This window comes from Micromonospora kangleipakensis (assembly GCF_004217615.1).
Lineage (GTDB): Bacteria > Actinomycetota > Actinomycetes > Mycobacteriales > Micromonosporaceae > Micromonospora > Micromonospora kangleipakensis.
In genome coordinates, this window is record NZ_SHLD01000001.1 from 814,475 (window position 1) to 837,823 (window position 23,349).

The 23,349-nt window shown below is 72.3% G+C and carries 22 protein-coding genes, 2 tRNA genes and 1 pseudogene; 13 read left to right on the top strand and 12 right to left on the bottom strand.

Going from position 1 to position 23,349, the window contains the following annotated elements; translation table 11 throughout:
- Positions 1-30 precede the first annotated feature (30 nt).
- The 5 genes from gyrA to EV384_RS03955 all read left to right on the top strand — a co-directional run bounded on the left by gyrA (position 31) and on the right by EV384_RS03955 (position 3,971).
- Positions 31-2,550, top strand: coding sequence for a DNA gyrase subunit A (gyrA, locus tag EV384_RS03940; RefSeq protein ID WP_130330214.1), 2,520 nt, complete (start codon positions 31-33; stop codon positions 2,548-2,550).
- A 4-nt stretch (positions 2,551-2,554) separates the two neighbouring features.
- Positions 2,555-3,457 (top strand): DUF3566 domain-containing protein, encoded by a 903-nt coding sequence (locus tag EV384_RS03945; protein ID WP_130330216.1) that lies wholly within the window; start codon positions 2,555-2,557, stop codon positions 3,455-3,457.
- A gap of 150 nt (positions 3,458-3,607) precedes the next feature.
- Positions 3,608-3,681, top strand: a tRNA-Ile gene (locus tag EV384_RS03950).
- A gap of 42 nt (positions 3,682-3,723) precedes the next feature.
- Positions 3,724-3,852: a DLW-39 family protein gene (locus EV384_RS35745; protein WP_240943722.1), complete on the top strand. Its 129-nt coding sequence runs from the start codon at positions 3,724-3,726 to the stop codon at positions 3,850-3,852.
- 46 nt (positions 3,853-3,898) lie between these two features.
- A tRNA-Ala gene (locus EV384_RS03955) sits at positions 3,899-3,971 on the top strand.
- A gap of 65 nt (positions 3,972-4,036) precedes the next feature.
- On the opposite strand, the gene EV384_RS37185 is transcribed toward EV384_RS03955, so the two are convergent.
- Both EV384_RS37185 and EV384_RS03965 read right to left on the bottom strand, forming a co-directional pair.
- Positions 4,037-4,297, bottom strand: a complete 261-nt coding sequence (locus tag EV384_RS37185) for a tyrosine-type recombinase/integrase (RefSeq protein ID WP_130330218.1) — start codon at positions 4,295-4,297, stop codon at positions 4,037-4,039.
- Positions 4,201-4,983 carry a site-specific integrase gene (locus EV384_RS03965; protein WP_130330220.1) on the bottom strand — a complete coding sequence of 261 codons (783 nt, stop codon included), beginning with the start codon at positions 4,981-4,983 and terminating at the stop codon, positions 4,201-4,203. The genes EV384_RS37185 and EV384_RS03965 overlap by 97 nt, the downstream gene beginning before the upstream one ends.
- A gap of 239 nt (positions 4,984-5,222) precedes the next feature.
- Between EV384_RS03965 and EV384_RS36665 the strand changes: the two genes are divergently transcribed.
- The 3 genes from EV384_RS36665 to EV384_RS03980 all read left to right on the top strand — a co-directional run bounded on the left by EV384_RS36665 (position 5,223) and on the right by EV384_RS03980 (position 6,419).
- On the top strand, positions 5,223-5,345 hold the full coding sequence (locus tag EV384_RS36665; RefSeq protein WP_278045586.1) for a hypothetical protein: 123 nt from the start codon (positions 5,223-5,225) through the stop codon (positions 5,343-5,345).
- Positions 5,346-5,729 carry a nucleoside deaminase gene (locus EV384_RS03975; RefSeq protein ID WP_130330224.1) on the top strand — a complete coding sequence of 128 codons (384 nt, stop codon included), beginning with the start codon at positions 5,346-5,348 and terminating at the stop codon, positions 5,727-5,729.
- Positions 5,730-5,933: 204 nt separating this feature from the next.
- Positions 5,934-6,419: a hypothetical protein gene (locus EV384_RS03980; protein ID WP_130330226.1), complete on the top strand. Its 486-nt coding sequence runs from the start codon at positions 5,934-5,936 to the stop codon at positions 6,417-6,419.
- A gap of 104 nt (positions 6,420-6,523) precedes the next feature.
- Here the strand turns inward: EV384_RS03980 and lepB are convergent, their stop codons facing one another.
- The 6 genes and pseudogenes from lepB to EV384_RS04015 all read right to left on the bottom strand — a co-directional run bounded on the left by lepB (position 6,524) and on the right by EV384_RS04015 (position 11,711).
- Positions 6,524-7,045 (bottom strand): signal peptidase I, encoded by a 522-nt coding sequence (gene lepB / locus EV384_RS03985; RefSeq protein WP_130330228.1) that lies wholly within the window; start codon positions 7,043-7,045, stop codon positions 6,524-6,526.
- A gap of 527 nt (positions 7,046-7,572) precedes the next feature.
- Complete coding sequence (locus EV384_RS03990; protein ID WP_130330230.1) at positions 7,573-8,007, bottom strand: hypothetical protein; 435 nt, start codon at positions 8,005-8,007, stop codon at positions 7,573-7,575.
- Positions 8,008-8,584: 577 nt separating this feature from the next.
- Positions 8,585-8,830, bottom strand: a complete 246-nt coding sequence (locus EV384_RS03995; protein ID WP_242623930.1) for a tyrosine-type recombinase/integrase — start codon at positions 8,828-8,830, stop codon at positions 8,585-8,587.
- A gap of 181 nt (positions 8,831-9,011) precedes the next feature.
- Positions 9,012-9,272 (bottom strand): annotated as a pseudogene (locus tag EV384_RS04000) (hypothetical protein); the annotation flags it as partial.
- A 117-nt stretch (positions 9,273-9,389) separates the two neighbouring features.
- Positions 9,390-11,267 carry a hypothetical protein gene (locus tag EV384_RS04010; RefSeq protein WP_130330232.1) on the bottom strand — a complete coding sequence of 626 codons (1,878 nt, stop codon included), beginning with the start codon at positions 11,265-11,267 and terminating at the stop codon, positions 9,390-9,392.
- Positions 11,268-11,429: 162 nt separating this feature from the next.
- Positions 11,430-11,711 (bottom strand): hypothetical protein, encoded by a 282-nt coding sequence (locus EV384_RS04015; protein ID WP_130330234.1) that lies wholly within the window; start codon positions 11,709-11,711, stop codon positions 11,430-11,432.
- Between the two features lie 108 nt (positions 11,712-11,819).
- Here EV384_RS04015 and EV384_RS04020 point away from each other — a divergent pair, with 108 nt between their 5' ends.
- The gene (locus EV384_RS04020) at positions 11,820-12,770 is read left to right on the top strand and encodes an L-threonylcarbamoyladenylate synthase (RefSeq protein ID WP_130340216.1); all 951 of its coding nucleotides are present in this window, start codon (positions 11,820-11,822) and stop codon (positions 12,768-12,770) included.
- Positions 12,771-12,773: 3 nt separating this feature from the next.
- On the opposite strand, the gene EV384_RS04025 is transcribed toward EV384_RS04020, so the two are convergent.
- The 3 genes from EV384_RS04025 to EV384_RS04035 form a co-directional block, all read right to left on the bottom strand.
- The gene (locus tag EV384_RS04025) at positions 12,774-13,235 is read right to left on the bottom strand and encodes a GNAT family N-acetyltransferase (RefSeq protein ID WP_130330236.1); all 462 of its coding nucleotides are present in this window, start codon (positions 13,233-13,235) and stop codon (positions 12,774-12,776) included.
- A gap of 63 nt (positions 13,236-13,298) precedes the next feature.
- A complete protein-coding gene (locus EV384_RS36670; protein WP_130330238.1) occupies positions 13,299-14,882 on the bottom strand; it encodes a serine/threonine-protein kinase in 1,584 nt (527 codons plus the stop codon).
- A 191-nt stretch (positions 14,883-15,073) separates the two neighbouring features.
- Positions 15,074-15,364 carry a hypothetical protein gene (locus EV384_RS04035; protein ID WP_130330240.1) on the bottom strand — a complete coding sequence of 97 codons (291 nt, stop codon included), beginning with the start codon at positions 15,362-15,364 and terminating at the stop codon, positions 15,074-15,076.
- Positions 15,365-15,481: 117 nt separating this feature from the next.
- On the opposite strand from EV384_RS04035, the gene EV384_RS04040 reads away from it, so the two are divergent.
- Complete coding sequence (locus EV384_RS04040) at positions 15,482-15,901, top strand: CBS domain-containing protein (protein WP_130330242.1); 420 nt, start codon at positions 15,482-15,484, stop codon at positions 15,899-15,901.
- An 87-nt stretch (positions 15,902-15,988) separates the two neighbouring features.
- Here EV384_RS04040 and EV384_RS04045 read toward each other — a convergent pair whose 3' ends face one another.
- Entirely contained in the window at positions 15,989-20,569 is a 4,581-nt protein-coding gene (locus EV384_RS04045; RefSeq protein WP_130330244.1) for an HAD-IC family P-type ATPase, read from the bottom strand.
- Positions 20,570-20,765: 196 nt separating this feature from the next.
- Between EV384_RS04045 and EV384_RS04050 the strand changes: the two genes are divergently transcribed.
- The 3 genes from EV384_RS04050 (at position 20,766) to EV384_RS04060 (ending at position 23,336) form a co-directional block, all read left to right on the top strand.
- Complete coding sequence (locus EV384_RS04050; RefSeq protein ID WP_130330246.1) at positions 20,766-21,053, top strand: hypothetical protein; 288 nt, start codon at positions 20,766-20,768, stop codon at positions 21,051-21,053.
- 83 nt (positions 21,054-21,136) lie between these two features.
- Positions 21,137-22,534: an MFS transporter gene (locus tag EV384_RS04055; RefSeq protein ID WP_242623932.1), complete on the top strand. Its 1,398-nt coding sequence runs from the start codon at positions 21,137-21,139 to the stop codon at positions 22,532-22,534.
- A gap of 19 nt (positions 22,535-22,553) precedes the next feature.
- A complete protein-coding gene (locus EV384_RS04060) occupies positions 22,554-23,336 on the top strand; it encodes an SDR family oxidoreductase (protein ID WP_130330248.1) in 783 nt (260 codons plus the stop codon).
- The last annotated feature ends 13 nt before the right edge of the window (positions 23,337-23,349 follow it).

Here is a 23,349-nt window from a genome sequence, read left to right on the forward strand (position 1 = left end):
AAACGACTCTGAGTCTGATAAGGGTTAACAGTGACCGATACTCCCGAGTCCACCCCGAGCGAGCCGGAGATCCCGGAGACAGCCGCCGCCGTCGTGGCGCACGACCGGATCGAGCCGGTCGGCCTCGAGGTCGAGATGCAGCGCTCGTACCTCGACTACGCGATGAGCGTCATCGTGGGGCGGGCCCTGCCGGACGTCCGGGACGGGCTCAAGCCGGTCCACCGCAAGATCCTCTACGCCATGTTCGACTCCGGCTACCGGCCGGACCGTGGCTACGTGAAGTGCTCCCGCGTCGTCGGTGACGTGATGGGTCAGTTCCATCCGCACGGCGACTCGGCGATCTACGACGCGCTGGTCCGGATGGCGCAGCCCTGGTCCCTGCGGTACCCGCTGGTCGACGGCAACGGCAACTTCGGCTCGCCGGGCAACGACCCGGCCGCCGCCATGCGGTACACCGAGTGCAAGCTCGACCCGCTGGCGATGGAGATGCTGCGGGACATCGACGAGGACACCGTCGACCTGCAGGACAACTACGACGGCCGGGCCAAGGAGCCCACCATCCTGCCGTCGCGGATCCCGAACCTGCTGGTGAACGGCTCCGAGGGCATCGCGGTCGGCATGGCCACCAAGATCCCGCCGCACAACCTGCGCGAGATCGGCGCGGCGGTGCAGTGGTGCCTGGAGCACCCGGAGGCCGACGAGGCGACCACCCTCGAGGCGCTGCTGGAGATCGTCAAGGGCCCCGACTTCCCCACCCACGGCCTGATCGTCGGCCAGACCGCCATCCAGGACGCGTACCGGACCGGGCGCGGCTCGATCCGGATGCGCGCCGTGGTGGAGGTCGAGGAGGACAAGCGCGGCCGTCCCTGCCTGGTGGTCAGCGAGCTGCCCTACCAGGTCAACCCGGACAACCTGGCCGAGCGGATCGCCGAGCTGATCAAGGAGGGCAAGCTCGCCGGCATCGCCGACATCCGGGACGAGTCCTCCGGGCGTACCGGCATGCGGATCGTGCTCGTGCTCAAGCGCGACGCGGTCGCCAAGGTGGTGCTGAACAACCTCTACAAGCACACCCAGCTCCAGGAGACCTTCGGCGCCAACATGCTGGCCCTGGTCGACGGGGTGCCGCGCACGCTCAACCTGGCCCAGTTCCTCCGCTACTACGTCGAGCACCAGATCGACGTGATCCGCCGGCGGACCGCGTTCCGGCTGCGCAAGGCCGAGGAGCGGGCGCACATCCTGCGCGGCCTGGCCAAGGCCCTGGACGCCCTCGACGAGGTGATCGCCCTGATCCGGCGTTCGCCCACCGTCGACGACGCCCGGCAGGGCCTGATCCGGCTGCTGGAGATCGACGAGATCCAGGCGACCGCGATCCTGGACATGCAGCTGCGCCGCCTGGCCGCGCTGGAGCGGCAGCGGATCCTCGACGACCTGGCCAAGCTCGAGATCGAGATCGCCGACCTCAAGGACATCCTCGCCAAGCCGGAGCGGCAGCGGAAGATCGTCTCCGACGAGCTGGGCGAGATCGTCGCGAAGTGGGGCGACGAGCGGCGCACGAAGATCGTGCCGTTCGAGGGCGAGGTCTCGATGGAGGACCTGATCGCCCGCGAGGACGTGGTCGTCACGATCACCCGCACCGGGTACGCCAAGCGCACCAAGGCCGACCTCTACCGCTCCCAGCGCCGCGGCGGCAAGGGTGTCAGCGGCGCGACGCTGCGGCAGGACGACATCGTCAGCCACTTCTTCGTATGCTCCACCCACGACTGGATCCTGTTCTTCACGAACAAGGGCCGCGTCTACCGGGCCAAGGCGTACGAGCTTCCCGAAGCCAGTAGGGTGGCCAAGGGCCAGCACGTGGCCAACCTGCTCGCCTTCCAACCGGACGAGCAGATCGCGCAGATCATCGAAATCCCGAACTACCAGGTGGCTCCCTACCTGGTACTGGCCACGAAGAACGGCCTGGTGAAGAAGACGCGGCTCGAGGAGTTCGACTCCCCCCGTTCCGGCGGCATCATCGCGATCAACCTGCGCGATGAGGACGAGCTGGTCGGTGCTGCCCTGGTCGGGCCGGAGGACGACCTGCTGCTGGTCTCCAAGAACGCGCAGGCGATCCGGTTCAACGCCAGCGACGAGGCGCTGCGGCCGATGGGCCGGGCCACCTCGGGCGTGATCGGGATGCGGTTCAGCGAGGACGACGTCCTGCTGGCCATGGAGGTTGTCCGCGAGGGCCTGGACGTGCTGGTCGCGACGAACGGGGGATACGCGAAACGTACCCCGATCGAGGAATACCCGGTCCAGGGCCGGGGAGGTAAGGGCGTGCTGACTGCGAAGATCACCGAACGACGCGGTGGTCTGGTCGGTGCGGTGGTGATCGACCCGGACGACGAGCTGTTCGCGATCACCAGCAACGGTGGCGTGATCCGGACTCCGGTGAAGCCTGTACGCCGTACGCGTGACCGGAACACAATGGGGGTCAAGCTGATGGACCTCCCGGACGGCGTGACTATCGTGGCGATTGCTCGCAATGCCGACGAGCCTGACGAACAGGACTAGTTGAATGACGGAGACACAGGCGAAGTCGGGGAACACGGGGACCTCGGCCAACCCGGTCGACGAGGAGGCCGCCAAGGGCGGCGCACCAGCGACCGGCCGCGCGGCCGTGGGCCGGGCCACCGTCCCCGCCGACGCGCCTGCCCCGAAATTCACCCGGGCCCCCGGTATGACACCGCCGCCGGAGACGCCCTCGGAGGACTCGGGGGCGAGCGACAAGACTGAGAAGGCCAAGGTCGACGCGCCGACCTCCGCCGACGGCCTGGCCGCACCGGCGGCCCCCGCGGCGAAGCCGGCCTCGACACAGCCGATCGCGGCGGCCCGGCCGTCGACCGGGGCCACCGGCACCCAGCCGCGGGTCGCGTCCGGCATCGGCACCGCCACCAGGCCGTCCCCGGACGGCGCCCGCCCGGGCACGCCCAACCGTCCGGCCAACGGCGGCGGCCTGCCGCCGGGCATCAGCGGCGCGGCGGCCGTCGGCGCCGCGCGCGTGGGTGAGGCGGTACGGGCCGCGCGTACCTCGGTCAGCTCGGCCGCGTCCCGCGGACCGCGCCGGGCCCGGCTGAACCTCAAGCGGATCGACCCGTGGTCCGTGATGAAGTTCGCGTTCGCCGTGTCGGTGGTGCTGTTCATCGTGGTGGTCGTCGCCACCTCGGTGCTCTACCTGGCCCTGGACGCGATGGGCGTGTTCAAGAGCGTCAACGACAGCCTGACCGACCTGGTCGCCGCCGGCGGCCAGGGCGGCGGTGGCTTCCAGATCACCGCCAGGGGTGTGATCCTCAGCTCGGCGCTGATCGGCCTGGTGAACGTCGTGCTGTTCACCGCGCTCGCCACCCTCGGCGCGTTCGTCTACAACGTCTGCGCCGACCTGGTCGGCGGGATCGAGCTGACGCTCGCCGAGCGGGACTGAACCTGCCGGGATGCCGGGGCGCCGCGTAAAGCGGTCGCCCCGGCATCGCGCATCCGGGTAGGTTCGAGCTGGCGCGGGTGAGAGCCGCGCCACGGACACCCCGATTTGGGGCCGGCCGCGGCGATGGGTTAACCTTGCTCGTCGCTATGCGGGGCTATAGCTCAGTCGGTTAGAGCGCAGAGCTGATAACTCTGAGGTCGCTGGTTCGATTCCAGCTAGCCCCACCGCACACCGTCCGACGGTAGTCGAGCGCGAGGGGTCGCCTCATGTTCAAGAAGCTTCTGATCCTGGTCGGCGTCGTCGGCGTGGCCGCCGTCGTGGCCAAGAAGGTCAAGGCCTCGAACGACGAGCGCGCCCTGTGGCACGAGGCGACCACCGCGCCCGACCTGCGCTGAGCATCCGCTCTCTGACTGACAGCACCAGGCGGCTCCGCCCGCCCTCGGGGCCCTAGCTCAACTGGCAGAGCACTGCCTTTGCAAGGCAGGGGTTAGGGGTTCAAGTCCCCTGGGCTCCACTCATACCGCCTCTGACCTGCGGCCGAACACCTCGCAAGATCGTCGGGACCACATCGGGACCACGTTACCGATGGTCCTGGTGACCAGCGGCGGCCCGCAGCACGTCACCCACGACACCGCGCCGACGCTCTCGGCGTGGCCAGAAGTGGACGTATGTCTCCAGGGTGATTTGCAGAGTGCTGTGCCGCAGTGCCCTTTGGACTTCCTTCGGGTCCACGTGGTTGGTGATCAGCGTCGTGGCGAAGAAGTGCCGCAGGGCGTGGAAGCCGCCATGCTCTTGGGCCAGCCTGCTTTCTCCCGCCACTTGACCCATTCGGCCGACCATGTGCGGTCGGTGAACGGGTTCTTGTGGGTGGTGGTGAACAGCAGCGGGGCGCGACGGCGCACCGGATTGCCCGAGGTTACGTCGATCATTTCGACCTCGGTCGGTGGGTACTCCTGGAGGTGGCGGCGCAGCGCGGAAGCGACCATCGGGTCCAGGTCGACCGTGCCGGCCGAGCCGCCCTTAGGCGTACTGAGGTAGAAGCCGCCCTGGTACTCCTGCGGCGCGTACCGCAACTGCTGGACGATGTGTAGCTCCTCATGGTCCGCGTCCAGGCAGCGCGGTCCGTGCTCAAGACCGAGCGCCTCACTGATCCGCAGACCCGCGCCCGCGCCGAGCCACAGCAGCCCGTGATAGCGGTCGGGCACCGCATCGAACAGGCGGAGCACGTCGCTCTCCTCGGGCACCCACTTCGGCGCGCGGCTGAGCCCCCGGAACACCTGCGACAGCTTGATCCCATCACACGGGTTGTCCGGGATCACCTTGTCCGTGACTGCCGCTCCCATGATCGCGTCGAATAGCTCGAAGTACAGACGCAGGCTGGACTGGGGCACACCCGCGCCGAGACGTTGCGCCAGCCACAGCAGCACATCGGTCTGGGTGATCGAGCGGACGAGCCGGTTGCCGAACTCCGGGACTAGGTGCCCCGCACGTTCGACTCGATGCGCCGCCGAGTCTCCAACGCCCATCCGATGTTCCGGGCCAGACGCCAACGGTCTACGTACACGGCGAAGGTGACGTTCCGCTCGCCCTGGTCCAGCTTCACTTCCGGCGCAGTGCCGGTCCGGGCAGCAAGGTCGAAGTCTTCGGCATCATTCGCCGAATACCCGGCCGACCGAACCGAACTCCGATTCGTCACCCCACTCAAGCCCTGGCCCAAGCGCAGATCCAACGGCGGTAAGACGTCAGGGCGGCAAGGAGGAAGACCATGACCTCACAAATGGACGCCCAAGATGAGCGGTTCCTCGCGAGGGCCATCGAGATTTCACGGCACGCGCTGGAGGACGAGGGAAAGACCCCGTTCGGTGCCATCGTCGTCATCTCAGGATAGATCGTCGGTGAAGGCACCAGCAGCGTTGTCGACCTGCGGGACCCGACCGCACACGCCGAGGTCATGGTCCTGCGCCACGCTGGCAGAAACCTAGGGCGGCACCTGTTCGAAGACGGAATCATGTACGCCAGTAGCGAGCCCTGTCCCATGTGCCTCATGGCCTGCTACTGGGCACGCATCCCCCGACTGATCTTCGGAGCCAGCAGCCACGACGTAGCCACCCACGGCTTCGAAGACCTTCAGTTCTACCGCGAGGTCGCCCTGCCGGCCGAGCGCCGGTCGCTGCGCGAAGAGGTTGCCGACGGAGCACTCCGGGACCAGGCCGTCGACGTGCTACGCAAGTGGGCCGACATGCTGCCCTCATCGGTCGAGCCCAAGTTCTGACCAGGCGCGCGCGGCCGAGGGGCGCTGCAGACCTCCGCTACCGCCACTGATCGGGACCGCCGACGGCATCCGGATCTGCCGAATTGAGGATGTCGCTCGGACGATCTTCAGTGCGATCATCTTCTGCGGAGAATGGGCGCGAGTAGGACGCGTGCCACACACAACAAGGGCGAGCGGACGGATCCGCGGCAGAGCGGAGCGCTGATGATCACGGGATACGACACGGTTTTCATCACCGGCGCGCCGGTCGACGCTGGCATTCGAGCGATGCTGGATGATCTGCATGCCAGATGGCCGAACATGTTGGTCGCCCCGGGCGGGGAACACGTCGGGCCGTTTCTTCCATGGCGGACGACGCGTGCGCAGGTACCGGCCGGCGCAGGTGAGGTGTACGTCGCGCGCGATGCGGAGATGGAGCGGCGCTGGGACGATCTCGGGTACTCGCTCATGGAGCACGCCGAGGGACCGTTTGCGGTGCTCTACGAGTCCTCCAGCCAGCCAGCGGTCGAGATCCAGCTCAATGAAGATCCCTACGAACGAAGGGGGATTGGCATCGAGCCCTACCCGGCGACGTTGGTCACCGCCGGCTTGTCGCTGGTCACTATTGTGACGCCGGACGCGGACAGCCCCTTCAGTCGAGGGTTGCTCGACGCGCTCAGAAAGGCGCTGATCAGTCAGGCACACGGCTGATCTTTCCGCTGCGACCTACTGCTGGACATCCTCATCTGCCGCCGTCCGAGCGCTTAGCGTCGGCCACCTCGGTACGTCCGTGGCAAGTGTCAGGTGCGCCCTGGTCAGTCGACCATTACGGCGAAGACCGACGACACCGGCACCGGCCCGGCACACCGGGAGTCGTTCGACCGGGCGCGGCTATCGCCCATGACGAAGACGGAGTCGGCCGGCACGGTAACCGCGGCGAACCGGCGCGGCCCGCAGTAGTTCGGGTTCGGCGGCTCGTCGAGCGACGCGTCCTCAGCCACATACGGCTCGGCCAGCGGCTTACCGTCGACCGTCACCTTGCCCGAGGTATCGCAGCAGGCGATGGTTTCGCCGCCGACCGCGACGACGCGTTTGAGCAGCGGCGCCTTACGGTCACCCCAGAGACCGCCGGGGGAACGGATCAGGACGACATCGCCGCGCCGTGGCTCATACGTGCCGGTTACTGTCCGTGCGGTGACAACCTGGCCGGCCTTGACCGTCGGCTCCATACTGACGCCGCCCTGGGTGAACTGTTCGGTGGCTCCCGTCTCGGTCGCGTCACCGTCGCCGCAGCCGGCAACAGCCATCACGAGAAGGAGCACCATCAGTCTGCGCATCCGACGGATCCTGCCAGAAGAGGCGGTGCCGTGCGGTCCGCCGGGCGCGCGCTACCCGGCACTGCTGCCCCAAGGTCACATGCGCTGTCGTGCCGCGATCAGTGCGCTGAGGGTGTCGCATATCAGTTGCCGGACGACTGTCTCGTATCAGTCGACGGAGGGCACTGCCGAGGGGACACGCTCCCGAGGCCCGCGCACTGCCGAATTCTTCTCTTATGGATCAAGGCGGCCCGCAAGCGGGCCGCGCCGGCCCGGCCCCGGCCTGCTGGCGACCTCCGGCCGGCATCGGCCGGGCCGGCCGGCCACACTGAGGGGCAAGACCTTAGAAGACCTCGGGGCTCTGCCCCGAACCCCGGCCCTCCTCAGAGATCGGCCGGGGCGGATCACCTTACCGGGCACCACAAGGGCTACCAGCCTCCCCGGACGGGGCCAAGGTCGTTCGTCCAGTAGGGCGCTCCACCTTGTCCCCGTCCGGGGAGGCTGGACGGTCTGGCGACTGCCCGACGAGGAGATCCGCCCAGCACCCGCTACAGCTCCCCCGCTGCGGCTACCAGAACCACCGGGCCGTGGGTGTCCCACACACCGGCGCCGACACAGATGCTCCGATCTGCAAAGCGCCACACAGACACGTCCGACATGATGCCGAGAAGGAATCCGGGAAGTTCCGGAAGCGTCTCCCCCCGCACCATGCGGTCCATATACGGCCGTAGGTCAACGCTCTCAGCTGGTCCCCACAGCCGGCTCAACGCCTCTTCGAGACCAGCGCAGTCCTGCTCGAAGCGCTCCAGGACCTCAAAGGCCCGCGCATTGTCGTCGAACTCTTCGGTGGCACTCAAGTACAGGGCCAGGAAGTCGTATCCCACCACGCGTGAAGCAGCGGCATCAGGACTGGGTATAGGTTGCGTTGCGAGGTCGAGCGTTCGAAGTTCGAGCACACGCTCCAAGCAGTCAGCGAGATCCACAGCTCGGCACTGTAGGCGAGAAACTCCAGGGGCGGTCCCGTGCCATCCACGTGCCAGTAGCCGGCACCCCAGGCGGTCGCCAGGGGGCACGAGCGGTCACGCACTCGCTCTCTTGGCCTGGCCCGCCAGGGCCTTGTCGGCGGTGATCTTCGTCCTTCCAAACTGAAGCTCCGCAGCTCAGTCAGATGGCACCTATCAGGGGGAGTGGGCGGCATGGCGTCCATGGCGGACCGGACGCCCAGGGCGAAGATCGGCAAGATCATCGGGACCCACATCGGGACCACCTGAGGCCGCAAACAGGTGTCAGGCAACGGAAGTCAATCGGAGCTCACAGCAGGTCAAAGGCCGCCTACACCCCCGACGTCCCATGATCGCGTTTTTGGGGTTCAAGTCCCCTGGGCTCCACCCTCATACCACTTGACCTGGCATTTTCCTGGAACAAGATCATGTGGCACATCCGGCACAGAACAGCATTGATCTTGCGTCGTCTCAGGCTTGTGCCGTGCGAGTCGCGGCGGCTTGCAGGACCGTTCTAATCAGCCCGCGTCGACGTTCTCGCTTCGGCCGCCAGTGGACATTACGTCTCCAGCGTGATCCGCGCCGTCTTGTGCCGGAGCATGCGCTGCACGTCTTGCGGCTCGGCGTGGTTGGTGATCAGGGTCGTGGCGAAGAAGTGCCGCAGGGCGTGGAACGTGCCGTGCTCCTTCGGCCAACCGGCGGCGTCGCGCCAGTCGGCCCATTCCCGAGACCAGGTCCGGTCGGTGGCCTCCTGCCGGACCGCCTCCGTGAGGTCTCGCCACGTACCAGCCGAGGTCTTCATCATCCGGTCGACCATCGACCGGGCGGGTGCTTCGTCCGCGAAGTCGTACGAGACCTCCTGCCCTCCGTCACCGCCGAGGCGGCCACGGACCCGCCAAAGCGGGCCGTCGGAAACCAACCAGATGTCGCGCCGGGCCATCCGGCCCCACGACCCGTTCCACCAGCGACCGCGTACCTCGCTCGGTGGCCGGGGTGTCGGGGTTGATGACGTCGACCAGTGGCGAGGCGACCGTGGCGGTCAGGACCTCCCGGCGCTTGATGTCGAACCGCAGATACGCGGCGTTGCCGTCCGAGGCCCGCTCGATCAGGGCGGAGGCGGCGTGGCAGGCGACCGCGATGCGGTCGAGACGACCCTCCAGGTCGGCCATCGACAGGCCGGGGCGCAGGTAGACCCAGACCCGCTCACCCACGGGGGTGGGCTTGGCCCACAGAATCAGCGGAAGGCTGCTGACGTTGGGCATGGCCGCCTTCACCACCAGCGGAGTCATCGGACGTCCATCGCTTGGTACCCGCGAAAAGGGCAGGCTGCGCTTGAGAGCTTCACCCGATCCTTCGCCGAACACCTACGGGTACACGGCGTCTAGCCGCGCCACCTGTTCGCGCACGGCAGCGTCGAACCGGTCGTCCGCGTGGTACCGCGAGTGCCCGTCGATTGGGGGAGGGACGGTGTCGGATGACGCCAGGGTCACGTCACGCGGGTCCCGCAGGCGCCGGTCCACGCCGCCGGGTGGACCGTTGACCGCGGGTTGCTCACCGAGACGATGGGGGGAGAAGATCCAACCACCGATGGGATCGGTGTCACGCCACAGGTTCAGCCAACGCCAGCCCAACCGATCTCCCACCTCACGCAGCGCGTCGTTGCTGACATAGGCCGGGAAGAGCCGGGCGTAGAGAGGGCGTAGCGGTGACCCGTAGGTCAGCAGGGCCACCCGGCGTAGCGTCTCAGGCGGCAGTTGCAGGATGGTGGCGGCCACTAGCGCCGAGCCGTGGCTGTGCCCGGACAGCAGGACCTTGCCCTGCTCGGCGAGGTAGCGGGTCCGTCGGACCAGGTCCGGGACCACGCGTTCGGCGTAAGAGGGCGGTGCGAACGGGTGGGCGGCGCAGGGCCAGAAGGTGGCCAGGTCCCACAACACGCCGACGAGCCGCATCGCCGGCGATCGGTAGGCGAACAGCCCGGCGATCGCGAGGCCGACGACGAAGAACCCGACGAGGTACGCGCCGAGATCGGTGGCGAAGTCCACCAATGTCCTCGCCTGCTCGCCAGCCAGCCGGGCGGCGAGTTGGCCCGGTGCGATGCGGGCCAGCGCGAAGCCGGCCGCGCCGAGGCTGAGCACTGCGACCAACGGGTAGCCGGCGGGCAACGGTTTCAGCCGCTCGGTGACCCGTGCCTTCGCGATCGCGTCGCGGACGTCTCGCAGGCGGGGCTTCGCATGCGCAGGGGCATCCGGAAAGTCGTGCGCGACGACTTCTGCCGCCGCCCGGCGCCGGCGGGGCAGCGTCAGCCGACTCCAGCACAGTTCCACGAGGATGGTCAGCAACACCGCGGCGCCGAAGCCCAGCACCAACCACCGGTACGAGATCGGCGGCTGGAGCTGCGGGGCGTCGGCCGGCAACGGCCGGAGCGGGATGGGGAGGGAGCCGCGGTCCAGAAAGTCGGCGACGCGGTAGACCAGTCCGGCGGTGAACTCCAGCGCCAGGCCGATCGCGACAGCGATCACCGCCGGGGCGCCCAGGTCGCGGAGCAACGCCGGGGCGATGGGCCGACCCCGGCTCTGCCACAGCACGACCGCGCCGAGCGCGATCAGCAGGGCGGCCTGCCCGAGGAAGATCCACGCGACCATGGACTCGTACCCGGGCAGGGACCCGGTCACTGGAACTTCGGCGGGCCGGGTTGCCGCGTACCCGAGGCACACAGCGGTCAGCCCAATGGCTGCGACGAGGACCGCACGGGCGGTTGTCTCCATTCGTGCGCCTTGGCTGCCCCGATCGGTGGGTACCGGCACGCAGAGCAGCACAAGGCACGCCACCTGCAGAGTCACCGCAGCCGCGAGGAGGGCGTGGCCGGTCACCGCGCCGTCGAGGGGCACAAGGGCCGCGAGCAGGCTCGTGTCCACCGTTGCCAACGCGATCGCGATGTGGATCGACCGTAGCCGGACGAGGAGCGGCATGCCCGTCCAGTAGCCGGACGCGTCGAGACGGTTGCGCTCAGTGCGTGCGGCTGCTGGAGCGAACGGTACGGACGACCGCCAGGAGCGCGAGCTGAGCCACCAGGCGAGGCCGACCACGGCGATCGGCGCGAGGGCGAGGAGCGCGAGACGCTGTCCCGGCGGTACCCCGCCGAGCCAGGACAGGTATCGGCGGCCTTCGAGGCACCGGGGATACGACGCGCGCTGCCAGGCGACGAGATCGAGCGAAACGCCGACGAACGAGAGCATGTACATCGCGGTGATGGTGGCCGCGAGCAGGCGGCACAGAGCCTTCGCGGCTACGCCGGAACGGGACCCGGGGGCGTTCGGCAGCATCCATCCTGGGCTGACCGCCGCCGGACCGGCAACCGAGTTCCGCGCGGCTGATCTCCGTCGAGGGCTGCGGTGCGAACGGGGTCAGCGCGATCGGGCGGGCTTCTGGGCGAGCAGGTACCCCTGTGGGGTCCGTTCCGCGCCGTCGTCCGGCTCGCGGACCGCCGTGACCCGGATCCGGAACCGGCCGGGCCGGTCGAGGTCGACGGTGAACCGGTCGTACCGGGAGCCGGTGATCTGCAGCGGAAGGGGCGCTGGTTCGGCCCGCGGCGAGATCGCCCGCCGCATCGCGGGGACGGTGGCGGTCAGGCCGAGACAGCCGACCAGCGCGAGGACGCCCGCCAACGCGTACCAGAAGCGGCGCATCCGTATGGGCGAAGGATGGATCGATGGTCACCGTCTCCGCCGACCCGTCGTACCGCCGGGAGGGCGGCAGGCTAGCGTCGGTGCGTGACCACCGGATCCCCGCGCGTCCTGCCGGCCGACAGCGGCGTCGCCGAAGCCGCCGCGGTTCTCCGTGCCGGAGGGCTGGTCGCCTTCCCCACCGAGACGGTCTACGGGCTGGGCGCGAACGCCCTGGACGCCCGGGCGGCGGCGCGGATCTTCGAGGCGAAGGCCCGGCCGAGCTTCGACCCGCTGATCACCCACCTGGCCGACGCGGTCGACCTGCCGGCACTGGTCGGCGCGGTGCCGCCGGCGGTCGCGGCGCTGGTCGAGCGCTTCTGGCCCGGCCCGCTCACCCTGATCGTGGACCGGCCGGCGGCGATCCCGCCGATCGTCACCTCCGGGCTGGACACCATGGCGGTCCGGGTGCCGGACGAGCCGTCGGCCCGGGCACTGATCGCCGCCGCCGGCGTGCCGGTGGCCGCGCCGAGCGCCAACCGGTTCGGGCAGCTCAGTCCCACCCGGGCCGAGCACGTGGTGGCCGGGCTGGGCGACGCGGTGGACGTGGTGCTGGACGGCGGGCCCACCCGATGCGGCATCGAGTCGACCATCGTGGACGCCCGGGGCGACCGGCCGGTGGTGCTGCGGCTGGGCGCGCTGCCGGTGGAGGCGCTGGTCGAAGCCGTCGGGCCGGTCACCGTACGGCCGGGCAGCTCCGGCCAGCCGGTGGCGCCCGGGACGCTGGCCGCGCACTACGCGCCGCGTACCCCGTTGCGGATCGGAACGGCGGAGCAGGCATCCGGCGGTGGCCGGCGGGGCTTCCTCGCCTTCCGGGAGCGGCCGGCGGCGGGCGACTGGGCGGCGGTGGAGGTGCTGTCGCCGGACGGTGACCTGACCGCGGCGGCCGCGCGGCTCTTCGACGCGCTGCACCGGCTCGACGCGGCCGGGGTGACCGAGATCGTCGCCGAGCCGGTCCCGGACGTCGGGGTCGGCCGGGCGATCAACGACCGGCTGAGGCGGGCCGCCGCCACCTGGCACTGACGGTCAGAGGTCCAGCTCGCCGACCACCTGTTCGCCGCTCAGCTCGCCGGTGAGCCGGAAGCCGAGCCGCCGGTAGAAGCGTTCCGGGCCGTGCTCGCCGGGCACCCAGGTGGTGATCAGCCGGGTGCTGCCGCGGCGGCGGACCTCCTCGGCCAGCGACTCGACGGCGAAGCGGCCGTAGCCCCTGCCCTGCTGGTTGGCAGCGATGTTCAGCCGCCACAGCCCGGAGCGGACGTCGGTCGGGTCGTCCTCGCGCCACGGCACGTTGAAGAAGGCCATCAGGAAGCCCACCGGGCGATCGCCGTCGACGATCAGCCGCGGCCAGGCGACGTCCGGTTGGACGTACGCCTCGGCGAGCGACCGGGCAACCGGCGCGACCAGGCCCTCCTGGTCCGGCCGGACCGCGATCGCGCAGGCGGCCAGGACGTTGTCCGTGGTGATCTTCTCGAGGCGTGGCGACGACACGGGCGCACCCTAGCCGGCCTCCGGCGATCAGCTCGACCGGTTTACCCCGGGCCGGACGCGCGGCTACGGCAGCTCGGCGGCGATCCGGTCGACGTCCGCGCTGAGGGCGTCGTACCCGTCGGCGGTCAGCTTGCCGCCCCGCAGCAGCTCGGACAGCTTGTCGCGCAGCTTCTTGATCTGCTCCTCCGCCGAGTTCGTGTCGCCCTCGGTGATCTCCTTGGCGATCGCGTCCACCTTGGCGTGCAGGTCCTTGGCCGCGTCCGGGCTCAACTGGCCGGCCACCACCTGCTCCTGGATCGACAGGCGCATGGCGACGAGGGGGTCCGCGGGCGGGGTCGGGCTCGGCGTGCGCGAGGTGGCCCGCGGGCTGGGCGTCCGGCTGGCCGGGGTGCGGGTCGCGGAGGCGAGCGACGGCCCGGTCGGCGCGGCGGTGACCGGCACGGCCGGCCTGCTCGGCTGGGCGGCGGTGGTCGTGGCGGGGGCGGAGGTGGGGGACACGGTGGGTTCGGCGACGGACGTATCGGTGTCCGGGGTCAGCTGCGCGACGGTGGCCAGCGCGAGCAGCGCGACACCCAGCACGGCGGCCGCCACCAGCAGGAGGCGACGCCAGCGCCGGGTCGGAACCCGCCCGTTGCCGGGGCCGCGTTCAGCCGGAGCGGGTGCCCCGGCGACGTCCCGGCCCGGCGCGGCCGGGCCTCGAGCTGCCACCTCGGGACCGTCGGGACTCTGGTCGGCGCCGGCGAGACGGGGCGCGCCGGCCGCCACCACCGCGACCGGCGCGCCGGCCGCCACCACCGCGACCGGCGCGGCGGCCGCCGTCACGGCATCGGACGAGAGCAGCGCCGCGAGCCGGACCCGGACCGCAGCGGCGTTGGTCGGCCGGTCGGCCGGGTCCTTGGCGAGCAGCTCGGACACCAGGGCGTCCAGGTCGTCCGGTACGTCGGGTCGGCGCGTGCGCAGCGGCGGGGGCGGCTCGTTGACGTGCTGGTGCAGGACGCTGAGTGGGTCCCCGAAGAACGGCGGGATGCCGGCGAGCATCGCGTAGAGCGTGCAGCCCAGGCTGTAGAGGTCGGTACGGGGGTCGACCGGCCGGCCGAGCGCCTGCTCCGGCGACATGTAACTGCTGGTCCCCAGCTTCGTCGCCGGACCGGTGAGGGTGTTCTGCCCGAGCGCCTGCGGGAGCCGGGCGATGCCGAAGTCGCAGATCTTCACCGTGCCGGACGGAGTGACGATCAGGTTGCCGGGCTTGACGTCCCGGTGCACCACCCCGGCCAAATGCGCGGCTCCGATTCCGTCGCAGGCCTGCATCGCGATCGACACCGCCTGCTCGACGGGGAGCGGGCCGTCGGCGATCAGCGCCGCGACGGTTCGCCCCTCCACCAGCTCCATCACCAGGTAGGAGTCGTGCTCCTCGGTGCCGAAGTCGTAGACGGCGACGATGTGGGGGTGGGTCAGCCGGGCCGCCGCACGGGCCTCGCGGTCGAAGCGTTCGGCGGCCATCGGCTCGTCGAGGCCGGCCGCGGTGAGCACCTTGATCGCCACCGGCCGGTCCAGCCGCAGGTCCCGCCCCCGCCACACCTCGCCCATGCCGCCGGTGCCCAGCAGCTCCTCGGACAGGTAGCGGTCGTTCAGCAGACGTCTCAGCACCACGTCACTGTTTCCAACCGCGGTCGCCGCTACACCGAGCGGCCGGTGGTGCGGCGGCCGGAATCGGGGTCTTCGGACGGGTCGTCAGGGTCTGCTCGTCGTGGACCATCCCCACAAGCTAGTCAACGCACCGTGCGCAGAGGAGCACTGACAGGCCGGTGTGGTCGAGCCGGGCGAGAACCACACCGCCCTCAGAGCTCCCGTTGCACGATCTCCAGGTTGACGTAGCGCGGTTCGCCCTTGGCCAGGCTGCGCATCCGCTCGGCGTACCGGCCGGTCTCGGGCTGGGCGCTGTGCGCCATGGCCTGCTCGTAGTTGTCGAACTCGGCGACCATCACGAAGTGTCCGGGCCGCTCCCGGTCCTCGGCGACGGTCAGCCGGGCCGGGGCGTTCGACAGTTGCTGCTGTCCCCACTCCTCGCTCAGCGCCCGCACGTCGGCGGGGCGGTCCGACTCGTACTCGATGACCTGGACGAAGGCCATGCCGATCACCTCCGTGGCCTGCGTTCCCGCCAGGTCGCCGTCCATGTGTCGGCATGCATCACAGCGGCGGGGGTAGGAAAACAGGTAACAACCCCCCGAAAGTGAGGTGTGATGCCAATGCCGACCGCACGCGACATCATGACCAGCGACGTGAGCTGTGTCCGGGAACAGGACGATCTCAACACCGCAGCCCGGCGGATGGCCCAGTTGGGCGTCGGCTCGCTGCCGATCTGCGGCGACGACAACCGGCTCAAGGGCATGCTGACCGACCGGGACATCGTGGTGAAGGTGCTCGCCGAGGGCCGCGACCCGGGCAGCGTGACCGCCGGAGAGCTGGCCCAGGGTGAGGCGGTGACCATCGGCGCGGACGACGACGCGGCCGAGATCCTGCAGACCATGGGCAAGCACAAGGTACGCCGGCTGCCGGTGATCGACGGGCACGAGCTCGTCGGCATCGTGGCCGTCGCCGACGTGGCCCGCTCGCTGCCGGAGCGCCCGGTGGGCGACCTCATCGAGGCCATCTCCGAGCGCTCCTGACCCGGGAACCATCGCCGTCCCCTCCGGCCCGCGCCGGGGAGGGCGGCGGTCGGCGTACCTGGAATGCGGCCGAACGGACGGCAGCTCTCAGCGGTCGGACGTGGCCTCGCCACCGGCGGCCGGCGGCTTCAGGCCGGGCTGCGGGAGGCGGTCGACGAGCCGGGTCAGCGCGCCGTTGGCGAAGGTGGCGCCGAGCGCCGAGCCCGCGGCGATCGACCAGCCAACCGGGCCGAGCGGGGTGCAGCCGAAGAACTGGCTGACCCCGGGCGTCTGCACCACGGCGACCAGCACGCCGATCGACGCGGCGGTGGACGCCAGCACGGCGGGGCTGGTCCCGCCGGCCAGCACCGTCTGCCCGAGCTGGGTGCCGACCAGGGAGGCGAGGGCGACGGTGCCGGCCCGCCGCCGTCGCCCGGTGTACCGGGCCAACGTCCAGCCGGCGGTCGCGCCCAGCGTGGTGGCGGCGGCCCGCAGCGCGATCTCCCGGGTCATCGTCTGGCCCAGCGAGGTGTCCGGACCCTCGCGCAGCAGGTCCTCGGCCCCGTCGGCGGCGGGCGGCCGGACCGCGATGGCCAGCGCCGGCGCCAGGTCGGTGAGCAGGTTGACCAGGAGGAGTTGCCGGCCGGTCAGCGCGGACCGGCCGGTCGACGCGGCGGTCAGCACGCTGAACCCGATCTCGCCAAGGTTGCCGCCGACCAGGATGCTCAGCGCGTGGCGGACCGAGGACCACATCGCCCGCCCCTCGACCAGGGTGGCGATGATGGTCTCCAGCCGGTCGTCGGTGACCACCAGGTCTGCTGCGGCGCGGGCCGCCGGGGTGCCCCGCTGGCCGAGGGCGATGCCCACGTCGGCCAGCCGGATCGCCGGCGCGTCGTTGGCGCCGTCCCCGGTCATCGCCACCGTCCGGCCGTGCCGCTGCAACGCCTGGATGATGCGTACCTTGTGGGCCGGGGTGCAGCGGGCGACCACGTCGGTGCCGGTGAGCCGGTCGGCCAGGGCCTCGTCGTCGAGCCGGTCGAGCTCGGTGGCGGTGACCACGCGCTGCTCGCCGTTGTCGGGGCTGATGATCGACGCGATCGCCTCGGCGGTCGCCGGATGGTCCCCGGTGATCATGATGGTGTGCACGCCGGCCTGCCGGATCCGCCGCACGGCCGGCGCGGCGCTCTCCCGGACCCCGTCGGCGAGCGCCAGGAAACCGACGAAGACCAGCCCGTCGACCTGCTCGTCGGTCACCGTCTCCGCGCCGACCGGGCACTCGGCGACGGCGAGGATCCGGTGCCCGGCCCCGGCCCGTTCGGCGAGCATCCCGTGCAGCGCCGTCCGACCCGCCTCGTCCAACGGCTCGTCCCCGGCGGCGGTACGCCGGGCCGCGCAGCGTGGCAACACGGTCTCTGGGGCGCCCTTCACGCTGAGCAGCAGCCGGCCCCCGGTCCGCCCCACCGTGGCGTGGTAGCCCCGGGACGGCTCGAACGGCAGGCCGCCCACCGGCTCCCACCCCGCCGCGCCGGTCCGCTCCGCCACCCCGGCGGTCTCCGCGCCGCGGCGTACCGCCCGGTCGGTCTGCTGGGGCAGCTCGTCCGGGTCGGCTGCGGCGGGGGTGGCCCGCAGCGCCGTGGCCAGGGTCAGCTTCAGCGGCTCGTCCAGCCGGTCCGGCGGGGCGTACCGGCTGCTGCCGTCGCCCACCCCGGCCAGCAGCAGCTTCCCCTCGGTGAGCGTGCCGGTCTTGTCGAAGCAGAGCACGTCCACCCGGCCCAGCGCCTCGATGGTGCGCGGGTTGCGGACCAGCGCGCCGTGCTCGGCGAGCCGGCGGGCCGCCGCCAGCTGCGCGGCGCTGACCAGGAACGGCAACCCCTCCGGCACGGAGGCGACGGCCAGGTTCGCGGCGGTCGCCGCCGTCGCCGCCAGCGGTACGCCCCGGAGCAGCCCCGCCCCGGCCACCGCGATCGCCGAGCCGGCGGCGAGCGGCACGGCCGCGCTGGTGAGCCTGCCCAGCCGGACCTCCACGCCGCTGGCCGGCGGCGCCTGGCGGGCCAGGGCGAGGCTGCGTCCCGCCTCGGTACCGTCCCCGGTCGCCACGACCACGGCGGTACCGCGTCCGGCGGCGACGGTGGTGCCCTCGTACAGCATCGACCGCCGGTCGCCGACGGCGGCGGCCACCACCGGGTCGCTGGTCTTGCCCACCGGCAGCGACTCCCCGGTCAGCGACGACTCGTCGGCCTCCAGCCCGTCGGCGGTGAGCACCCGGCAGTCGGCGGGGATCGCGTCGCCGGGGCCGACCGTGACCACGTCTCCGGGCACCAGCTCGTCCGCCGCGACGACCCGCTCCGCGCCGTCCCGGAGGACCCGCGCGGTCACCGCCGCCCGGGTCAGCAGCTCGGCCAGGGAGCGTTCGGTGTTGCGCTGGTGCACCGCGCCGATCAGCGCCGAGCCGCCCACCACCCCGCCGACCAGGGCGGCGTCGACCAGCGAGCCGAACGCGGCGGAGAGCACCGCCCCGGCGGCGAGCACCGGGGTGAGCGGGTTGGACAGCTCGTCGACGAAAGCCCGGAGCAGCCCGGACGGTCCGGGAGCCTCGCCGGTGACCGCCCTGCGCCGGCGGGCCGCCTCGGCCGTGCTGAGCCCGTCCGGGCCGGTGTCGAGTTGCCGCAGCACGGTCTCCGCCGGCATCAGGTGCCAGGCGGTCACCGCCGGCGCGGACTGGCGGGTCCGGTCCGGCAGCCGCCGGGCCCGCCACACGCCGTGCGCGAAGGCGAGCGCGGCGGCGCCGTTCACCGCGGCCAGGGTCCGGCTGGGCAGCATCTGCGGGTCGGCGGTGAACGCGCCGAGCGCGCCGAGGCCGCTGCCGGCCATCCCGATCCGGATGTTCTGGCCGGTCATCCGGCGGGCCACCCCGGTCGCCTCGATCAGCAGCGCGGGGATCCGCAGGTCGGCGCCGACCAGTAGGTTGGCGCCCCACGGCGGGAGGTCTTCGGGGTCGGCCACGCCCAGGCCGCAGTCGGCGGCGCCGAGCGCCGAACGGTCACCGGAGACCAGCATGACCACCGCGCCGTCGCGTTGCAGGGCGCGTATCGACTCGGTGAGCCGGGGGCCGCCGGGCAGCACGGCGTCGGCGAAGTCGTACCGGCCGTCGCCGTCACCGGCCACCACCAGCCGCAGTCCGGCCTGGCGGGCGGCGGTGGGGAGGGCGTCGACGCCGGGCGCCGGCGCGGTTTCCACCCGCAGCACCGCGGCGAGGGTGTCGCCCTCGGCGAGACCGAGGAGGGTGCCCCCGGCGTCCCGGAGCCGGCGGCTGTCCGGGGTGTCGCCGGGGTAGTCGGCGTCGATCCGGTCCAGCGGCCCGAGCCGCCACCCGTCGGCCTCCCGCAGCTCGTCGGGGGCCTCCGGGTCGAAGAGCGCGAACGCCCGCGCGGCGACCTGACCGGTCTCCGCCCCGGGGAGCGGCGCCAGGTCGGCCAGCACGCCCCGGTCGGAGCCGAGGACCGCCGCGTCCAGCACCACCGTGTCGAGCCGGTCGAGCTCGCGCAGCACGCTGCGGTCCATCGCGATCACACCGCGCTGGGCCAGCATCCGGCCGAGCTGGGCGGCGTACCCCTCGCGGCCGTTGCCGGGGGCCTTGGGCAGCGCGGAGAGCGCCAGCGCGGCGGCCCGCTTCGGGCCGGCCACCGGCACCGCGACCGCGCCGGCGGCGGCGCCCGCCGCGAGCGACCGACTCACGTACCGCTCGGCCGGACCCGGCGGCGCCGGGCAGGGGCGTTCGCCGGCGGGTACCCGGGCGACCGCCCGCTCCGGGTCGCCGGTCAGCCTCGGCTCGGCCTTCGACCAGGCGGCGAGCTGGGCGCGGGCCTCACCCCACTGCACCACCCGCTGCGCGCCGTCCAGCACGATCCCGGACCAGCCGCCGGCGAGCCCCTGGGCGACCGCCTCGGCGAGCGGGAAGAGCAGCTGGGCGCGGGGATCGGCGCGCAACCCCCGGTCGGCGAGGGCGTGCAGCTTCGGGTGCAGGTCGACCGCGGTGAGGAAGCCGGCGACCTCGCCGGGCACCGGGGTGAACGGCAGGATCCGGGTGGCCGCCGAGATGGTCAGGCCGAGCGCGTCGGAGGCCAGCGCGCCGAGGGTGCGGGGGGTGCGCGGCCCCTCCTCGGGCGGTTCCGGCGGCGGGACCTCCGGGTCGGGTTCGAGCGGGCAGACCCGCTCGGTCCGTGCGATCGTGGCGATCAGGTCGCGCAGCTTCGGCTTCGGCTCCTCGACGGACACCACCACCCGGCCGGACGGGGCGTTCACCCGGGCCCAGGCCACCCCGGGCATCCGCTCCAACGCCTGCTCGACCTGGCGGGCCAGCCGGTCTCCGCCGTCCTGGCAGACGCCGTGCACCTCGATGTGGTGCCGGCCGTCGCGGGACCAGACCCGGCGGCGGGTCAGCCCGGCCACCCGGGCCACCCGCGCCGCGGCGGCGCCTACCCCCCGTGCGGTGCCGGCGAACGCCTGCGGCACGGCTTTGCCGCCGGGCACGGCCGAGGTGGCGGCCCGGGCCGCGTCCGGCAGGGCCGATGCGACGCCGCGGGCCGCGTCCGGCACGGCGGCGGCGACGGTACGGACCGCGTGCGTGACGGCTTCGGGCACGCCGACCGGCGGCAGGAGCCGACCGGCGACCCGGCCCAGCGCCGTCATCGAGGGGTACGGCCGGGTCGCCGGCCCTGCTCCCCGGTGCCGCTGCCGCGCTCGCCGTACGCCATCTCGCCTCCCGCGCCTCGTCCCGGCGGCCTGGCTTCCCGGCGGAGGGTCCGTTATGCCCTTGGAGCAGGGGAAGTTTCCCTGCTGGGCGGGGCATGGACCGGGTCGCCGGTGGAATGCCGGTCGGACGTCGATGGCCGGTGAACCCGGGGGAGGCCGGATGAGCACGCTGACGCGACACCTCAGTGGGGGACACGAGACGCTGCACATGTACGACCGGCGGGTGGAGATCCCGATGCTCGGCGAGGTGGCGGTGCCGCCGCCGGACAAGGTCGCCTACTACGCCGGGCTCGGGGTGCTGGCCGCGTTGCAGGTCATCGAGTGGCCGTTGGCCCTGGTGATCACCGCCGGGCACCTGCTGGCCGACCAGCACATGTCCGGGCTGGTGAAGGGGGTGGGCGAGGCGCTGGAGTCGGCGTGACGAGACCGGGCTCACGGTTGACCTCAACCCGGGTTGAGGGCCGAGGCTGAGGTCATGCCGATCACACCCCGCGCCGACCGCCGGTGACCGCCACCGCCGCTCCGGCCGCCCCGCCCGAGCACCTGTACGCCCCGCGCCTGCGGGCGATGACGGTGGGCAGCGTCGCCCTGGTGTCCCTCCTGGCGTTCGAGGCGCTGGCCGTCGGCACCGCCATGCCGACGGTCGCCCGCAGCCTCGACGGGCTGGCCCTGTACGCGCTCGCCTTCGGGGGCCCGTTCGCCTCGGGCGTGGTCGCGATGGTGGTCTCCGGCATCTGGTGCGACGCGCGGGGACCCCGGGCGCCGATGTGGCACGGGGTCGGCTGGTTCGTGGTGGGGGTGCTCGTCGCCGGTGCCGCGCCGGCGATGGGGGTGCTGGTCGTCGGCCGGGTGGTGCAGGGCTTCGGCTCGGGCCTGCTCTCGGTGGCGCTCTACGTGATCGTGGGTCAGGCGTACCCGGAGGAGCTGCGGCGGCGGGTCTTCGCCGCGTTCGCGGCGGCCTGGGTCGTACCGTCGCTGGTCGGTCCTGCGGTGGCCGGCCTGATCGTCGAGCACCTGGGCTGGCGGTGGGTCTTCCTGGCGGTGCCGGCGGTCGCGGTGCCGGCGGTGCTGCTGATCCAGCCGGGGCTGCGGGCGCTCGGCGCGTCGGCGCCGGTCCGGCCGTCGGCTGGCGCGTGGGCCCGGATCGGCTGGGCCTGCGGGGCGGGGGCGAGCGCCGCACTGCTGCACTACGGGGGGCAGCAGCGCGGTGTGCTCGCGGTCGGGCTGGTGGCGGTGGCCCTGGTGGGGCTGCTCGGCTGCGCGCCGCGGCTGCTGCCGGCGGGTTTCCTGCGGGCCCGGCGGGGGCTGCCGACGGTGATCGGCCTGCGTGGTCTCGCCTCGGCGGCGTTCGCCGGGGCGGAGGTGGTGATCCCGCTGATGCTCTCCCGGGAGCGGGGGTTCGCCCCGACCGCGGCGGGTCTGGTGCTGACCGTGGGCGCGGTCTCCTGGTCGGCCGGCTCCTGGCTGCAGGGGCGGCTGCGCGCCCCGCGCTCCGCCGCCACGCTGCCCCGGGCCGGGCTGGGCTGCATCACCGCCGGTACGGCCGTGGTGGCGCTGACCGTCGTGCCGGCCGTGCCGGTGCCGTTCGCGGTGCTCGGCTGGGCCGCCGCGGGGCTCGGCATGGGGTTGCTCTACCCGTCCCTGTCGGTGCTCACCCTGGCCCTGTCCGCCCCCGGTGAGCAGGGCCGGAACAGCTCCTCGCTGCAGTTGGGCGACTCGTTGTTCGCCGCCACCGTGCTCGCGCTGACCGGCGCGGTGCTCGCCGCCGGCCCGGCTCCCGGGCCGGCCGGGTACGCGGCCACCCTCGCGGTGGCGGCCGGCTGCGGGCTGCTCGGCGTGCTGCTCGCGGGCCGGGTCGTGGTGCCGTCACGATCCCCGGTGCCGGCTCGTCGGTCGGGGTGAGACACGGAAGGGGCGGTCGATGAGGGTTCTGGTCACCGGGGCGAGCGGTCGGCTCGGGCGGGTGGTGCTGCCGACGCTGCTCGGCGAGGGTTTCGCGGTGCGGGCGATGAGCCGGCACCGGCGCGACGACCCCCGGGTGGAGTGGGTGGTGGCGGACCTCTCGACCGGGGAGGGGCTGGCCGGGGCGGTGCGCGGCGTCGAGGCGGTGCTGCATCTGGCCTCCGCGCCGGGCGGTGGCCGGACCCACGACGTCGACGTGCTCGGCACCCGACGGCTGGTCGTCGCGGCCGGGGCCGCCGGCGTGCGGCACCTGGTGCACGTCTCGATCGTGGGGATCGACCGGGTGCCGTTCGGCTACTACCGGCACAAGCTGGCCGCGGAGGAGGTGGTCCGGGCCGGCGAGGTGCCGTGGAGCATCCTGCGGGCGACCCAGTTCCCGGTGTTCCTGGACGAACTGCTCAGGGCTGCCAGCCGGCTCGGCCCGACGGTCGGGGACCGGGCGGTGCTCGCCCAGCCGGTCGACCCGGGCGAGGTGGCGTCCCGCCTCGCCGCGCGGCTCGCCGCCGGTCCGTCCCGCGCGGTCGAGGATTTCGGCGGTCCGCAGGTGCTCCGGTTCGACGAGGCGGTGTGCGCCTGGCGAGCCGCCCGCCAGTCCCGCCGGCCGTTGCTGCCGATACGGATCCCGGGGCGGCTGGGCCGGGCGCTGCGGTCCGGCGGGCTCACCACCACGGCGACCCCGACCGGCACCCGGACCTGGGCGGACTACCTGGCGGACACGTACGAGGGAACCGGGCGGAGATGAAAGCGTCTGCGAT

What these genes read in the sequence shown, in the direction of transcription:
- EV384_RS03945 (WP_130330216.1), top strand. Translation starts at nt 2,555, where the DNA reads ATGACGGAGACACAGGCGAAGTCGGGGAACACGGGGACCTCGGCCAAC.
- EV384_RS35745 (WP_240943722.1), top strand. Translation starts at nt 3,724, where the DNA reads ATGTTCAAGAAGCTTCTGATCCTGGTCGGCGTCGTCGGCGTGGCCGCC.
- EV384_RS37185 (WP_130330218.1), bottom strand. Translation starts at nt 4,297, where the DNA reads ATGGTCGGCCGAATGGGTCAAGTGGCGGGAGAAAGCAGGCTGGCCCAA.
- EV384_RS03965 (WP_130330220.1), bottom strand. Translation starts at nt 4,983, where the DNA reads ATGGGCGTTGGAGACTCGGCGGCGCATCGAGTCGAACGTGCGGGGCAC.
- EV384_RS36665 (WP_278045586.1), top strand. Translation starts at nt 5,223, where the DNA reads ATGACCTCACAAATGGACGCCCAAGATGAGCGGTTCCTCGCGAGGGCC.
- EV384_RS03980 (WP_130330226.1), top strand. Translation starts at nt 5,934, where the DNA reads ATGATCACGGGATACGACACGGTTTTCATCACCGGCGCGCCGGTCGAC.
- lepB (WP_130330228.1), bottom strand. Translation starts at nt 7,045, where the DNA reads ATGCGCAGACTGATGGTGCTCCTTCTCGTGATGGCTGTTGCCGGCTGC.
- EV384_RS03995 (WP_242623930.1), bottom strand. Translation starts at nt 8,830, where the DNA reads ATGATGAAGACCTCGGCTGGTACGTGGCGAGACCTCACGGAGGCGGTC.
- EV384_RS04010 (WP_130330232.1), bottom strand. Translation starts at nt 11,267, where the DNA reads ATGTACATGCTCTCGTTCGTCGGCGTTTCGCTCGATCTCGTCGCCTGG.
- EV384_RS04015 (WP_130330234.1), bottom strand. Translation starts at nt 11,711, where the DNA reads ATGCGCCGCTTCTGGTACGCGTTGGCGGGCGTCCTCGCGCTGGTCGGC.
- EV384_RS04035 (WP_130330240.1), bottom strand. Translation starts at nt 15,364, where the DNA reads ATGGCCTTCGTCCAGGTCATCGAGTACGAGTCGGACCGCCCCGCCGAC.
- EV384_RS04040 (WP_130330242.1), top strand. Translation starts at nt 15,482, where the DNA reads ATGCCGACCGCACGCGACATCATGACCAGCGACGTGAGCTGTGTCCGG.
- EV384_RS04045 (WP_130330244.1), bottom strand. Translation starts at nt 20,569, where the DNA reads ATGACGGCGCTGGGCCGGGTCGCCGGTCGGCTCCTGCCGCCGGTCGGC.
- EV384_RS04050 (WP_130330246.1), top strand. Translation starts at nt 20,766, where the DNA reads ATGGCCGGTGAACCCGGGGGAGGCCGGATGAGCACGCTGACGCGACAC.
- EV384_RS04060 (WP_130330248.1), top strand. Translation starts at nt 22,554, where the DNA reads ATGAGGGTTCTGGTCACCGGGGCGAGCGGTCGGCTCGGGCGGGTGGTG.